The sequence below is a fragment of the Rhodothermales bacterium genome, assembly GCA_040221055.1.
Classification (GTDB): Bacteria; Bacteroidota; Rhodothermia; order Rhodothermales; family UBA10348; genus 1-14-0-65-60-17.
Window position 1 is genome coordinate 171277 of record JAVJVN010000012.1, and the last position, 16285, is coordinate 187561.

3 protein-coding genes are annotated in these 16285 nt (G+C 59.7%); all 3 read right to left on the reverse strand.

Features of this window, described 5'->3' with window-relative positions; all coding sequences use genetic code 11:
• Nucleotides 1–78: 78 nt before the first annotated feature.
• The 3 genes from RIE53_06510 to RIE53_06520 all read right to left on the reverse strand — a co-directional run bounded on the left by RIE53_06510 (nucleotide 79) and on the right by RIE53_06520 (nucleotide 16232).
• Complete coding sequence (locus tag RIE53_06510; protein ID MEQ9104334.1) at nucleotides 79–11268, reverse strand: right-handed parallel beta-helix repeat-containing protein; 11190 nt, start codon at nucleotides 11266–11268, stop codon at nucleotides 79–81.
• A gap of 1302 nt (nucleotides 11269–12570) precedes the next feature.
• Nucleotides 12571–13143: a hypothetical protein gene (locus RIE53_06515; GenBank protein ID MEQ9104335.1), complete on the reverse strand. Its 573-nt coding sequence runs from the start codon at nucleotides 13141–13143 to the stop codon at nucleotides 12571–12573.
• Nucleotides 13144–13211: 68 nt separating this feature from the next.
• Entirely contained in the window at nucleotides 13212–16232 is a 3021-nt protein-coding gene (locus RIE53_06520; GenBank protein MEQ9104336.1) for a CHAT domain-containing tetratricopeptide repeat protein, read from the reverse strand.
• Nucleotides 16233–16285: the final 53 nt, after the last annotated feature.

Genomic DNA, 16285 nt, shown 5'->3' on the forward strand with positions numbered 1-16285 from the left:
GCGTGAAACGCGCCCCCCTCTATGCTTTCGTCCGGATTCCCGGGTTCAAGACCCGGATCCCGTTCGCGGTCCCGGGCCTTACTTCAGGATGGTCATCTGCTTGACCTGGATGAAGTTGCCGGCCTGGATCCGGTAGAGGTACATGCCGCTGGCCAGTCGACTGGCATCGAACCGGTACTGGTGCGTGCCGACGTCCAATGGTCCGTTTACCAGCGTCTGCACGTGGCGACCCAGGAGGTCGAACACCTCCAGACGTACGTTGACGGCCTCCTTGAGTCCGAATTCAATCGTGGTAGTCGGATTGAACGGGTTCGGGTAGTTCTGTGAGAGTGAGAACTCCACAGGAACGAGGTCCTCATCCGTATCCAATCCACCCTTGCCGTACGAACCGGTCGTCGCTTTGACGACGTCCACAGCGGATTGCCATGCTTTCCGGAGATCATCGACCGCCTTGTCCTGGTCGGACCGGTCGCGATCCGCCAGTTCATCGGCAGAGTCGATATCGAGCTCATCCAGCGCATCTTCCAGTGACGCATCGGCTTTCTGCAGATTCTTCCGGCATTTCTTGTCGGCCGAGCACGATGCCCGGGTTGCATCATCCAGCAACTCCGTTACGATCGCGAAGTCGTACGTCAGGATGCGGGTTGCCAGTTCATCGAGATCCTCGTCTGCACCCGTTGTCAGGTCGATGAGTTTCCCGATGGCCTTCAGGGCATTCTTGTCGTTGTTGAACACGACATTGCCGCGCTTCGCCGACGGGAACGTGGTATTCTCTTCCCACAGCTTGGCATCGAGGTTCGCTTCGATTTTCTCCACGAGGGTTTCGATGATGTCTTCAACGGAGTCTTCGTCCTCCTTCTCCGACTTGTTGGATTTGGATGATTTGCCACCCTTGTTGAAGGCGACGTCCGGTATGACCCGGCCCAGCATGGCGTTCAGATCAGCCAGGATGGTCTGCCGGATGTCCGGCCCATTCTTGCCGTCCGCATCGGGGTCCAGGTTGTCATCAAGGCCGTCACCGTCTGTGTCTGCCGACATCGGGTCCGTGTAAGGGCTTTGAACTTCTTCGAGGTCGGACAGGCCGTCACCGTCGGAGTCCCAAAAGAATGGGTCCGTGCCCAGCGCGATCTCCTCGATATCCGTTAAACCGTCGCCGTCAGAATCGAGATCGGTACCAGCAAGTGGTTCACCGAACGCAAGAATCGTAAGGTCGTCCGATCCGGAGTTGACCACGATGGCAACCTGCGCCGCAGCCGAGAACACCACGGCTTCCGGGTTGTCACCTACAGTCAACTGCTGTACCGGTGTAAGCGTCAGGGCAAATACGGTACCCGTTGCCGACGATGAGCTCGGCACGATCTGCGACGAGATGGCATAGACCTGTACGATGCCCAGATCAAAGCTGGTCACGTACAGCAGGCCGCCGTCCGGGCTGACTTCGACTTCACGGGAGTTCGACTCAACACCAATCCGCGCGACAGCCTGGTACGAGCCGTCCACCTCCAGCGGTACGCGGTAGCCTTCCAGTGCACCCGCCATGGTGGTCACCCACACGACGCCGCCATCCGGGGAGACTTCCACGTCACGCGTGGAGGATTCCTTGGTGATGCGAACGGTGCCCGCGTTCTCGTCGGCCGAGCCGTTCTCATCGAGTACGAGGTAGCGCAGGCCGAGATCTTCGGTCGTGAAGAACAGCGTACCGCCGTCCGGCGAGACTTCCACATCCCGCGGGCTGGACTCTGCAACAATCCGCGTGCCACCGTCCGGAGCGACTTCCGAGTCCCGTTCATTGCTTTCCACCCCGATCCGGGCGATGGCCCGGTCGGCCGTCCCGCTGTCCGGATCGAGGTCAATGATGGAGATCTTCTGGCTGGTGTATTCGGCTACGTAGAGTCGTCGACCATCGGGTGAGATGGCCATTCCGAACGGGTTGAGCCCCACCGGGATGGTCTTCTCGACGGTCAGCGTGGAGGTCAGGATAACCGAGACCGAATGCGACCCGAAGTTCGAAACGTACAGGCGTGCGCCATCGGGTGACATGACGACCTTGAGCGGTGAATCACCCACGTCAATGCTTTTCAGCACATCACCCGTCTCGACGTCAATCACACTGACCGATCCTGCGCCGGTATTCGTGACGTATGCCGTTCCACCGTCGGGCGTTACTTCCACGTCGCGAGGTGCGCTCTCGGTGGTGTACCGTGAAACGGCCGGGTCAACGAGGGGCAGGACGTCATAGAGCTCGATGTCGATGGAGGCGGACGAACCGCCCACCGTCACAGTCACCGGTCCGGCCACGGCGCCTTCCGGCACGATGACGGAGAGGGAGGTCAACGTGGAAGAATCGACAATTCCCTGAACCGTGCCACCGCCAGCTGCCGTGAAGGCAACCAGATTATTCGTCTTGGTCGTGCTGAACCCATCGCCCGACAGGGTAATGAGTGCACCCGGAATGGCAAACAACGGGGAGACCGATTCGAGTCGAACAACCGTTGGCGCATTTGCCGTCGTGAACGCGAAGGAAAACGGCCCAATTGGCAACGCCGGATTCGAGGCATCGGTCAGGCTCGAATGGAACGATGCAGTGTACGTGGTCATGTACGCAAGTGGCGCATCGGGACGGAACACCACGCGCTTTCCATCCTCCAGGAGTTCGGCCGTGCCGGCAACGTCCCCGCCGGGACCACTCAGCGTGACCGCTGCGGTCCCCGTCGGCAACGTCATCCGCTCATTGAAGTCGGCATAGACGGACGTGCGGACCGATATGCCCGTTCCGGTCGGGCCAGAGGCTACCACCTCAGGCGACACATTGGCCTGCGTGGTGTACGTGTAGGTGGCTGTCGTACCGAACGAGTTGCCGGTCAGGTCTGCAACTCCGGTGCCAACCGTCAACCGGTACGTCGCTCCCTCCAACAGGGTCGATGTCGGTTTGAACACGGCAACCCAACCCGGAAGGCCCTCAATCTGGCTTGATGTCGGGAAGGAGAACTCGCCAGCGACGGCGGCCGTCGTCGGGCATACTGTGGGAGCCGCATCCACGCAGGTCAGCGCGATATTCGCAGGAATGGACGTCTTGTCCATCGGCTCATCAAATGTAACCGCGAAGGTTACATTTGTCCCGATGCCTTCAGACCCGTTCGCTGGCGAGACCGAGACGATGACCGGAGCGATGTTGTCGGCTGGGCGGACGGTGAAGGCCTGCGTAAATGGCAGGGTCTGCACAACGCCTTTCTTGTCCGTAGCCCCTGAAATCCGGATTTCGTACGTCGTTTCGAACGCGAGGTCAACTCCGGTGTCCAGCGTGAACGTGGCAATCACACCGGTACCGCCGGGGACTTCAACGCGCCCAGGTACCGCGGTGCCAGTCGACTGTTCAACGACCTGGAAGTCGAGGTTGGCCGTGGTAATCGGCTCGGAGAACGACGCCGTGATTTCCGGTCGCGTGCGGACGCGGTCGCCACGGGGCGATGCTCCGTTCACGGTCGGCGGCGTGGTATCCAGGTTGGTCGTGAAGTCGATGCCTGCCGTGTTCTGTCCGGCCAGCACGAGGATGGCTTCAGCAACGTCTTCCGCTTCGTTTCCGGACTCGCCCGTGCCCGACCACGTCTCCGGGGTGAACGTGGCGTTGTTTGCGATGGAGCGGAGGTAGGGGCTGACCGTACCCGGCGTCATGCCCGGAACATTGTCTACGAGTCCGGCCAGCGGCTGAATGCGCAATGTGTAGGTAGCCGGGGGAAGGCCTGGGATGGTGAACGTGCCGTCCGCGTCGGAATACGCATGAACGCGGGCGCCATCGGCGTTACGAGCGACGACGAGCGCGCCGGCGACGGGCGTGGGCGAGAGAGACTCGCCATCCATAATCGTACCCGACATGCTGCCGAATGTCCCGGCGGCGGAAGGAGAGGGGTAACGATGCGACACCCAAGCCACGTCGTCCACCTCCAGCGACCGGTACGATGTGCCGGACGGGATGGAGAAGAACATGGTGGCAGTCGATACGCCCGAGTGGCGAAGACCCAGCGCGTGTCCGAACTCGTGCGTGGCTACCGCCTGCGCATCCCAGATTTCCTTCTGGAGATCGGTACCAATTCCACCCGGTTGACCGATCAAGTCGGCGTTGAAGATGATGTCGGCCTCAATGATCTCGGCTTCCTGTCCGTTCTGTGGGGCAGCGAGCAACTTCGAGGCCACGGCCAACGTGTTGCTGGACAGCGGAAACTGGGGTGTGGACTTGGTGACCACATTCTGCAGGTCATTGATGGTCGGGGGGAGCACAGACGTGCTCGCGCCCCCGAAGGCAATCTTGGCCGTCGTATTGGCCGTCGGAACGTCGTTCCATGCCTGGATGGCGGCTGCAATCGCGTCAGTCATGCCCGGAATGGCGGCCAGATCGCTGCTGAGCAGGAATGAGAGTTGCGCATCGGCATCCACGATCTGGTCGGGAATGAACTGCAGTTCGGAACCCAGTGCAACCGACTGCGCCAGCGAGAACTCCGAGGTACCCTCGGGCCCGGTGACGGTCGCCGTAATCAGATCCGTCGCTTGAACGCTGCCCGCCGGAACGGTCATCAACAAGCGGTTGCTGGCCGTGGCCGTCGCCGTGCCCAGGTACGTCTGTCCTTCCGCACCATCGGCGTCGGCCGCGAAGACCTCGACCGTGGCCGGCAGGGCAGTATCCAGGAAGACCTCCAGATCGATGTTCGTGCCGTTGAGCGTCGCCCAGTTGAATACCGGCGCGTTGGTCAGGCCGTTCGGTCCGGAGTCGGCGTCGCCCGCATCGTTGTCGTTGCGGCCGTCACCTTGATCATCGTCTGCGGTATCCGGATCGTCAAGCAGCAGGTCAATGCCCAGGCCGCCGTTGGAGAATATGCTGTTCTGGGTGATCACTGCAGCCGGCGCCGCATCGCCCGGGGAATCCTCCTTCACGAACACCCCGTTGTATCCGTTATGGGCGATGATGTTGTTTTCAATGAGGGTTTCGCCATAGCCACCCGTCAGGATTCCGTGCCCGACGTTGCCGAAGGCGCCAGTGCCCGCAGGACCCGTGCCAATGAAGTTGCCACGCAGCACGTTGTCGTTACCCGAAGCCCATAGCACAACGCCGTCGAGCATGTTGCCCGAGAGAATATTGCCCTCAGCCCGGTTGCCCCACGCGTTGTCGGTGATGGCGAGGCCCTGACGCACGTTGCCAATGGCGGCCGTCTTCGGCACATTGAGGCCCACGTTGTTGTCCGTGACAACGTTCAGGTTGGCACCGGAGGTGAGCACAATACCCGTGTCCACGTTGCCCGACACTACGTTGTCTGAAATGGTGTTGGCGGACGAACCGCGTTCCACCCAGATTCCGGCATACCCATTCGCGAGGGCCGCCGTGCCATTGAGATTCAGGCCAATCACATTGTGGGATACAGTGTTGCGCTCATTGACGAGTGATGTCGTGATCTGGTTTTCGGCCGCGATGGCGACGCCGTGCGTACCGTTGCCGGAGATGTAATTCCGTCCGTCAAGCGAGCCACCGACCACGTTGTCGGTAGCGCCGAACGTGATCCGGACGCCGTCAGAGCCGTTGCCCACGCTGTTGAAGCCTGACACGTCCGTTCCGATCAGGTTGCCCTGGATCGTGTTGCCCGTCGAGCCGGTGCCTTCCAGCACGATGCCTGCATCGACGTTTCCGGAGATCACGTTGGGGTCATTTCCGTTTACGCCAATCCGATTGTCCACGGACTCCAAAATGAGCACGCCGTGGATGCCGTTCGCGGCTGCTGCATCGCCGGACTGCGTAAGACCGATGGTGTTGCCCCACAACTGGACGAGATCGGATCCGTCCCGGATTTCCACTCCCATATCGGTATTGCCCGAAATGGTGTTCTGGGAGACGGTGATGTCGCCCGAATTCGAGATGGAGATGCCGCTGCGTCCGTTTTCTACGGCGACATCGCCGGTGGCGTCTACACCTATGCGGTTACCCGAAATGGTGATGAAACGCGCCACATCCTGCAGGCGGATACCATGACCGCCATTGCCCGAAATGGTGTTCAACCGGTACGTACCCGAGTCGGCGTTACTCACAAGAATGCCGTCGCCGGAGTTGTCGGAAATAGTGTTCAGCTCAACCAGGGCCGCATTGCCATATAACGCGAACTGGAGGCCGGTGCCGTTGCTGGAGATATCGTTGGAGCGGATAATGCTGTTCTTTGCATCCGTCATTTGCAGGCCAATACCATTGAACCGGATGGTATTTCCGTCCACGAGCTCCGTCCCGATGCCAGCACCGAACAGGGACACGCCGCTGTTGTTTGCCAGGTTCGTTGTACCATCGCGAGCCACGCCAATATGGTTGGCAAGAAGCTGGTTTGTGCCGCCCCAATTCCGGTTGCCATCATTCTGGCTGACCAGCTGGATACCTTCGTTGAATCCACCGACCACGTTCTCGCGGATGATATTGCTGGCTCCCTGGTTGTTTCCAATGCCGACTGCGTTGGAAAAATTGTCCAGGTCCGGCGTGCTGAAATAACCGCCCGGCGCCTGGAGCACGGACGTGCCGGTGGATTCGGTTCCAATCAGGTTGTGCTGGACGGTATTTGCGTCTGCGCCAGGCTCGAAATGGATTTCATCGCCCGCATTGGCGGTAATGAGGTTGCCATCCGTGGCGTTCGGACCACCGATCATGTTGCCCGATGAAACGGCACTGTAACCAACCACGAAGACGCCGGAACCGAAATTGCCCTTCGCTACCGTACCGGTCTCGTCCGTACCGATATAGTTGCATCGGATGACGCTGTCGGCATTGCCTTCATCGATCCGGATACCACCACCAGGGAAGGAGTGAATGACCAAGCCCTGAATGGTTACGTCGTTTGTGTTCGGAGCAATATCGAGACCGAACGGATTGATGAACGTCTGGTCGTCGTACGCCAGGTTCGATCCGTCGAGCACGATCTTAAGCGCCCGGTCCGTGAAGTCGGTCGTGCCACACGTGGCGTTTGCCTGGCTGAGGCCGTTGATGACGAGCGGCGACGTAATGGTCGGCAGCCCACTCAGCGGCGCGATGGTATACACATCCGTTGTGCCACCCGAAAGGTCGAAGGTGATGGTTGGGGTTCCACCGGCACCATTCGCCGCAATGATGGCGTTGCGCAGCGAGCCAACGCCGGAATCGTCCGTGTTGGTGACGATCAACGGATCCGCAAATTCGGTCGTAACCGTTGCCGCCGGCGAAAATTCTGATGTATTGCCATCGGCATCGATCGCGATAGCCACGATTTTGTCGCCATCGGCAACACCCAGGTTCACGGCGAAGTCCATGAAGAGCGTCGTACTGGCAAAAGGTCCGATTTGCGACGTAGCGACAAACCGATCTCCTTCCTGACCGTCCGCGTCGGCTTCATAGAATTCGAGCGTGATGGGGCCGTTGGCCGCCATCTCGGTCGAATAATCGAATTCCAGGTTACCGGACGGACTAATGCGCGCGACCAGGCCGTCGGGATAATTCAGGAGGTTGTTGGGGCCGGAATCGACATCCGCAGCGTCGTTGCCCGTGAATCCGTCGCCCGCGAGGTCCACGCCCAGGCCGCCGTTATTACGGATCGCATTGTCCGTGATCTTGACGCGCTGAGCCGACCCGATGACGTTGATACCATTGCCGAGGTTGTTGGCAATGACGTTGTTTGAGACCTCAGAGTTGACGGTTCCATCGAGGGAAATCCCGTGCGTGCCGTTCGGCGCAGCCGTGCCGTTGCCAAGCAGACCAATCCGGTTGTTCGAAATCGTAGCGCCTGTCGTGGCATTCGCACGCGCCGTAATGCCTTCATTTACCGAATTGACGACGACGTTTCCGTCGACAATCGCCCCGCTGGAGACGTTCGTGGCACCATTGTACGACAGCTGAATGCCGGAACGGTTCGGAACGGCAGTAGTCCCATCCGCACCCGCACCAATGATGTTGTTGCGGACCTCATTCTCAAAGCCGCCCACATTGATGGCCGGACCGCTCAGCACACCGGACGCGACGTTGTTCCGGAAAATATTGCCGGTTGTCGTCGCGTCCATACTGATCGCGGCTCCGGCATTTCCTCCGACAACAGAGGTCGTCGGGGCAATGGAGGTCACGCCGTCCGCATCGACACCGATGTAGTTGTACTCAATGATGTTACCGGTCAGGTTCGATCCCTGAATGGTAATCTGGTTGCCACTGTATCCGCCAATCACGTTGAGGTCGGCTGCAGCCGGCGAGCCGATCCTGTTGTTGGACGAACTCATCCAGATACCCCAGCTATCGGCGCTGGATGCGGGGGTGACGATGTAGTTGCCCATGACCTGGTGTCCGCCATTGCCACGTAGATTCACGGTGCGGGTCAAGAATCCGGTGATGCTCAAGCCACGGATGGTTGATGGCGTCGCCGTTGACACGTCAAAGCCGTTGTTCACCGCATGCTGTCCGTTGACAACAACCGCATGCACGGCATTCGATCCCTGATCGAACGTGCTCGTGTTCGGCGACGAGCCTTCCTGCGTGAAACCGTCAATGATAACGGGTTGAGAAATGGTGGGCAGATCCCCACTTGTTACCAGGATCTCATGAGGGCCGGTTCCCGGGATTGCGAACGTGATCGTGTTCACATCCGCGTTTGCGTTGGCGTTCAGGATGGCCTGACGCAGCGAGCCGGGACCACTGTCGTTGGCGTTGTTGACCGTATAGGGACCAATGACCGTGAACACAGGCGAGAATTCCGATGTGTTGCCGTCCGGGAATATTTCCGAGTGGCTGGCCACCAGTCTGTCGCCCACAGCAATGCCTTGTGCGGCCGCCGACGCATAGGTCCTGGAAGGTGTAGCCGTCGACTGTCCAGAGTCGTTCAGAATCCGGGTCTGGGCTCCCGTTCCGTTATTATCCACAAAGAAGAACTCTGTCGCATAGGGGCCATTGACCGGGGTTCCTGGCGTCCATTGCGTTTCAAGCTGACCACTCACACCAACCTGGAAAACGATGTTTTCAGGGTGGTTGAGCAGGCTGTTGGGACCCGAGTCAACATCTCCGGCATCGTTCGGGGTCACTCCGTCGGCGCCAAGGTCTATGGCGAGCCCACCATTCAAATAAATACTGTTGTTCATCAGGTTGTTGCGCACCGAGGCAGTGCCGACAACCTCAATCGCGTTCCCGGTGCTGCCGGTGACGTCGTTGAGCAGGATGGTTGCGTCGGTGGTACCTATCGGGGGATTGACCGTGTCATTGATCTCGACCAGGCGGATTCCCGTACCGTTTGGATACGTCCCGCTCCGGTTGACATTTGTGCCGATGAAATTGAAGCTGATGTTCGGCGAAGCACTACCCTCCGCCTGAACCGCCACACCTGTGAACCCGCCGATCTCGTTACTCACGATCGAGGTGTTCGGGCTTTGAACAATGTTGATACCGGTCGCGCCGCCGTTGTTGGGGGGAAGTGCAGCCGTGGCCGTCTTGTTCAGACCAATGATGTTGTGCTCGACAGTCGTGCCGGAACCCCCTGAAATCCAGAGTGCGGCGTCGACAGCGCCCGTTATCACGTTGCCATCGGCATTGGATACGCCACCGATCATGTTGCCGGTTGCAGCCGAAATCTGAAGCCCGACATCGCGGATTTCGGCCAGCGTCGTGCCATTGGCCTCCGTTCCGATGAAGTTACAGGCTACCGTCGTGCTGCCGGCGCCGTCCAGGATGAGCCCGAATCCAAGTGACCGTCCGAAGACCAGTCCACGAATCGTGGAACCGCTCGCTGTCGGCATCAGCCGCATGGTTGACGTTCCATTCGGAGCAGCCGGTGCGGATTCCAGCACGATGCGCAACACGCGATCCGCCGGACTGGTGCCACAGGTCGCATCGCCTTGAGTAATGCCGTCCAGGACCACAGGATCGGAGATGGTGAGTTCGGTCAGGAGAGCGATCGTGTGGGGTCCGTTTCCGGGAATGTCAAAGACGATGGTCTCTGGTTCAATTCCGTTTGAGGAAGCGTTGGCGTATTCAATCGCTGCACGCAGCGAACCTTGACCGCTGTCGGCCACATTGGTCACAAGCAACGGATTGACGACTTCGAGAGGAGCCGAGAATTCTGAGGTATTGTTGTTTCCGTCCGTGATGGTCCCCACCACAAAATCACCGATGGACATGGACAAGCCAGCAGCATTTCCCAATACCGTGGACATTGTTCCAGGAGCCGTGTAGTTGACAGCACCGGCGATCTCCACCTGCCCCTCACCACTGGCCCCTGAATCGGCCTTGTGGAACGTGACCGTACCGGATGCCGGGGCTGAAAAGGACACGGCGAGGTTTCCACTGGCGTCGATCACGGCCGAGGTGAATGTTGGTGCAACGACACCGTCGTTTGCTCCCGGCTCAAGTAAAATGCCCTTGGCTCCGTTTCCGAAAATGCTGTTTCCGAAAATACTGTTGCCCGAATTGGCCGTTTGGATGTAGATCCCCGTACCGTTGTTGCTGATGGTGTTGTTTTGTCCGATCTGCGTGTCGTTTCCAAAGGAGTACAGACCATACGTATTGGGTATGGACTGCGCCGATGGGCCAATGCCGACCAGATTGTCCCGGATGATGTTCGAGGACCCGAACGCAATGCCCTGAAAAAAGCCACCGATAACATTCCCCGACACACCATCATTGGTGCCGGTCGTGATCCCGATGCGTTCGCGGTTACCTGGATTGATTGCAGTGTCTGTGGACGGCAGGAGGTCAGCGTTGCGATTGATGCCGACGAAGTTGTCCGTAACCTGATTGAATCCGCCCGATTCGGTCCGGATTTCATCGTATGTGTTTGCAGCGACCACGTTGGACGTGACCGTCGTGGATCCAGCCTGGATAAAAACGCCAGCACCCGTAGCCAAACGGCCGTTGCCGGCTGCAGTCAACCCGTCCGCATCCGTACCGATATAGTTGCAACGAATCGTGTTGCCGTTGGACGTCACGTTGATGGCGTGCTGCGGCATGCGCTGAATCACAAAGCCCTGGATCGTCGAATTTCCGTCAGCCAGAGTGAATCCGACGTCCGACGGGGTTGTCATGAGACTGCCATCGAGGACGATACGCAGGAGCCTGTCGTTGAATCCTGGGCTTCCACACGTGGCGTCACCCTGCGTCGTGGCATCAAGAATGACGGGATCGCTCAGGGACGGAAGGGCTGAAAGCAGCTGGATGGTATGAACGTCCGACGGTTGCCCCGGAATATCGAATACTATGGTATCGGAGCCCGGAGTGGCATTGGCGTATTCAACGGCAGCCCTCAAGGACCCAGCACCAGAGTCGTTGGTGTTTATCACATCGAGGGGGCCAACATATTGATTCTCGAGGACCCGTCCGTTGAGCGAATAGATAATATCCAGGTCGGAATCGCCATCCATATCAGCAAATTCGATGGCAAATTGTGATCCTGAAAGTGGCTCGATCGAAAACAGTCCATCACCGTTCCCTGTATACAGATAGGTGAAGGGAGGGACGCCAGAACTGGAATAACCGGCTACGCCAATATCGAGGAAGCCGTCCTTGTTGACATCTCCAATTGCCGTGTCAAAACGGATGTCATCGGGAGTCGAGACCGCGGCAGTGGCGGTAAACGCACCTGTACCATCGTTGAGGAACGACTGCAAATTGCCCCTGTTCGAGATGAAAACGATGTCCTGGTAGGTGTCGTTGTTCAAGTCTCCGCTTTCAATGTTGCCATTTCCACCAGCCAGAACAGTCGTCGAGCGAACAAATCCTGGAGTAAAACCAGGCCCGGGGCCGGGATTTGAAAAGATGATATCGCCAGATTCAAATGCGATATCGTCAATGGCATCGTCATTGAATTTGCCGACCGTTACGCCATCTGTTCGGATATGCGAAATAAGCGGGTTGGCGGAAGGCAACAGGTAGGCGGTAAAACTGACTGATCCTTCAGGCAAGCCGTCATTGATAAATACTTTGGCCCCACCTGGATTATCGTTTGCGACTACAAAGTCAATCCAGCCGTCACCGTTGAAATCGCCAACAGCGACATCAATGCTTCCATCGGCCAACCCGTCGCTCCAACTTGCTGTAGCGGCAAAGTCGGTACCACTGTCTGTAGCCAGGAACACCTGATTGGGATCACAAACAACCGTTCCGCAACTATCATTATTCGGGTAAGCATTGGCAAAAACGACATCCAGATAGCCATCTTTATCAAAGTCAGCGAGCGCAGCGTCCATGGTTGCGTGATTATACGCGGGCCACGAACCGCCAAAGGACAGATTCCCATTCCCGTCGTTGGTATACCACGTGTTTACTCCTTCCGCTCCACTATCTGTCCGTCGACTTGAATAAATCAGGTCATTATCTCCGTCCTTGTCAAAGTCACCGGCTACCATGCCGTAACTGACGGCAGTGCTGAAATCGCTACCCAATTGGGTGAACTGTGCGTGAGCCACCACCGGCAACAGCGAGAAAGAAAGAATGAATGCGAAAAAAGTAAAGCGCTTCATAACTGGGTGCGGACTGAGAGAGAGGAAGAGGAGGGGTAGGGTGGCCACAAAGGGGCCGGGGCGGCCGTCAGGGGAGTTGGGCGTCGAAACCTATCGCTGCAACAGGCGCCGTTTGAACTCGTCCAGCGACAGGGACTTGGCGGACCGGACCGGTCCTTCGACGTGCGTATCGGCTTCTGAGGCGTCCGTCTCGCTGGCTTCGAGTTGATCGAACAGCGCGGCTCCACCGACAACCTCCCGGGCGCGGGACACGGCATCGGTTTTGACCTCCAGTTTGCCGCGTGCGCCACCGTTCACGACGGTCAGGCCACTCGAGTGCCGTTCCAGGAATACAACGGCATCTTCTCCCGTCACGAATTCCGGCATGTCCGATACTTCGTGGATGTACGGCCCGATCTGTCCGCCCGGCACGATGACCACCGTTTCTCCGGCGGCACTTCCCGACAGGGATTCCTCAACCTGCAGGGTGACGCGGGTCAGGATGGCCGATCGGTCATCATTCCAGAAGGATTCCGTTTTCACGGTCCGGGCCAGGACGACCGATTCGGATGTGTCCTTGAGTTGCTTGACGGATAGTCGGATGTCGCTCGACTGCGCCTGTGCGTCCAGAGGGAGCAACACGACCAGGCAAAGGCCGAGGGCCCGGAAGAGGTTGCGGTACATGTGCTTGCTTGAGAGGTGGTACAAGAAATAATACGTGAAAAAAGCCGGATATGTCGTTGTGTGAAGCGTTATTCGTGCGCACCGAAGTGCACGAATGGCGCCCAGTAGAAGGGGTGGGCCGTGGTCTCGTCGGCCAACATGGTACGTTTCGATGCACGAAGCGCGTCGGCCACAGGCTCGCCGTCCGTGATCATGCCCGCATAAAGATGCGTCATGAGCTCGGCGGTGGTGGCATCGGCCACACTCCAGAGACTGGCGACGACCGATGCGGCACCGGCGTACATGAACGCCCGCGTCAAGCCCACCATGCCTTCGCCCTGGATGAGTTGTCCGAGGCCCGTCTCGCACGCCGACAGGACGACCACGTCGGATGGAATCCGCAGATTGAATATTTCGGATGCCTGCAGCAGGCCCTCGCCCCTCGATGCGCCGCGGGTAAGCGCGAGCGCCGAGAAATCCGGGCGGTCATCATCTATCAGCCCGTGCGTGGCAAAATGGACGAATCGGTAGGAATCGCCGGCCACGCGCTCCCGGACGGCGGCTTCCGTAGCGTCATCGCCCGTCAGGACATCCACGCTGCCGACATCGAATACGCCGGAAATGGCACGCACTTCATCGCCCGTGAAGGGCAGGGGCGCCAGGGATGCCCCACGCAGCGCGGCGAACGTATTCGTACCGCCGAAATCAGGGTTTCCGATGGCCAGCAACTGTTTGGAAGGGGCTCGGGCCACGCGCCCGGAAAGCTGCTGAAGCACACTGGCCGACTGCACGTACGACACGGCTGCGTCATTCACGAGGTAGCGGTGCGTCGCCCAGGACGTTCCGGGTTCCACCACGAGCGCATCGAACGGCACATAGTGCAGTGCATCATCCGCAATGATCGTGACGTGGGAAGCCGCCGCGACCAGGTCGGAAGCCGGACCGATCAGGATGTCATGAAGCTGGCCGGCGGTCTCTGCGTACTGGGCGGGACTGACGCGGGCCGGATCCTGCAGCGCGAACCGCAGCACGTCAATCCGGGTGGAGAGGTCGCTGCGGACGGGCAGCAGGTGGATGTCCGCCTGGTCCGGGGAGATGGCCCACAGTGTGGAGCTTGAGTCGCCGACCGCATAGGCAAGCACGACTTGTCCGGGACGGAGCGTGCCCTGCAGACCCGCGAGGTCGATCGGATCCGGGTAGCGCAGATCTGCATAAGCCGGATTCTGTTCACGGAGGGCCCGTTCCACGCGGTCGAATTCCTGTTCCTGTTCCCGGATCTGGGCCTTCAACGCGGCACGCGCAGCGGCATCGGGCGCGTCCAGCAGCTCCTGGCGCAAGTACACCAGATTGTCGGTCAGGATCTGCTGATCGGAGAGCAGTTCGGCGTCGACGCCTACGTCAATCCGGGCAATGGACTCGGCCAGTTGATCCGAGAAGGCCCGCGCGCGCGCCATCTCCGATACGTTGAAGGCCGCTTCGGTCCAACGGGAATCGCCCGTGTGAATGGCTTCCTGGGTCAGGAAGTCCACGACGTCCTCAAACAAGTAGCGACTCTGGGCCAACCAGCCCGCCTTGTCCTCGGAAGCCCGTAGCAACCCCCGGGTGGATTCCATGGCGCCAAAGCCCTGCTCGTACCAGGCGTAGGCCTGGTCGGCCTGTCCGGACTGTTCGGCCACATCGCCCAACCCGAACAACGCTCCGATTTCCAACTCGGGAAGAGACCACTCGCGGGCAATATCCAGTGCCTCCATGTACTGTTCGGTGGCCGCGTCCGGGCGGCCCGAACGGAGGAGGGCGTTTCCGAGACCGGTATGGATGGTGCCCAGGGTCGGGACGCTGGAGAGCGTATCGGCCAGGGTCCGGGCCTGGTCCAGGAAGTCCAGGGATTGCTGGTATTCACGCGACTCGAAGTGAGCGCTGCCCAGATTGACCATGGCGTTCAATTCGCCCTCCGGATCGTCCTGCTCCCGGGACAACCCCAGCGAGCGCTCGAACCACGGCACCGCCCGATCCGGCCGGCCGGTCCAGATGAAGACCACGCCGATGTTGTTCTGGGCACTGGCCAGAAGGTCGGGCAGGTCATGCTCCTCGGCCAGGCGGATGACCTCCTGGTAGTGCTGGATGGCGGATTCGAAGTCCCCGAGGCGCCGGTAGACAATACCCATGGAGTTGGACACGAGGGCTTCTGCACGTGCATCGTTGATGGCGCGCAGATCGGACTTCAGTCGGAGCAGCTCCACGAGCGCGTCCGAATGCATCTCCATGTAATCGGTCAGCAGTCCGATGGCATTGTTGCGCTGGCCGATGGACCGGGCCGTGTCACCCACGGCAATGTAGAGTTCGGCACCTTTCTGGAAGTATGTCGTCGCCGCATCGTAATCGCCGAGGGCCTCATAGGAGAGGGCAATGTTCGGGATCATCCGGCTCTGGGCAAGGGAATCGCCTATGTTCCACCGGATGCCCTCGGCCTCGAGGTAGTACGCCAGAGCCCGTTCCGGCTCACGTGAAATGACGCGATGGTACACCCCAAGGTCATTCAGGCTGTTGCCGACGAGTTGCAGGTCGCCAAGTTCGCGCCGCTTTTCAAGCGCCTGTTCGTTCCATGACCGGTATAGTGCCCGCTCGGGGTCCAGCCACCAGTTCACGTATCCGAGCTGACCGAGGGTCTCGGCTTCGCCAGCCAGGTCGCCGATTCCGCGGTAGAGTTCCAGCGCCTGGAGGTACAGGGCGTGCGCTTCTCCCCGGGTTTCGGCGTCGCTCCGACGGGCAAACGCCTCGTCATACAGGCTGTCGGCGTGCAGTTTAACGGCCCGCTGCTCCGCGGACCAGGTTCGTGCCGCCTCCACCCGCACCATGAGGGAGGACTCGCCATAGGTATCCTGGAAGGCGCGGGCCAGGGCCCCGGCTCGGATCGTCCATGCGTCCCGCTCGGACGCAGTGCTCGCCCGCATGGCCTGTTCCAACCATGCTTCCACGACCGGCTTCACCGTCAATCGCTGCTCCAGATTCACCGAGTCCGGCAGCGCGGCAGCGTCTTGCGGCGCATCCTGTGCTCGGGCCACCCCGGGAATCAACATGGACAGGAGGATGAGGGTATGGAGGAGGCGCATGGTAATCAGGTCCAGGTCAGGTCAACGCAGGTGGTCGACCAATGTCGGGTCAA

Bases quoted from the DNA above. Each gene is read 5' to 3' on its own strand.
- RIE53_06520 (MEQ9104336.1), bottom strand. From the start codon at position 16,232: ATGCGCCTCCTCCATACCCTCATCCTCCTGTCCATGTTGATTCCCGGG.
- RIE53_06515 (MEQ9104335.1), bottom strand. From the start codon at position 13,143: ATGTACCGCAACCTCTTCCGGGCCCTCGGCCTTTGCCTGGTCGTGTTG.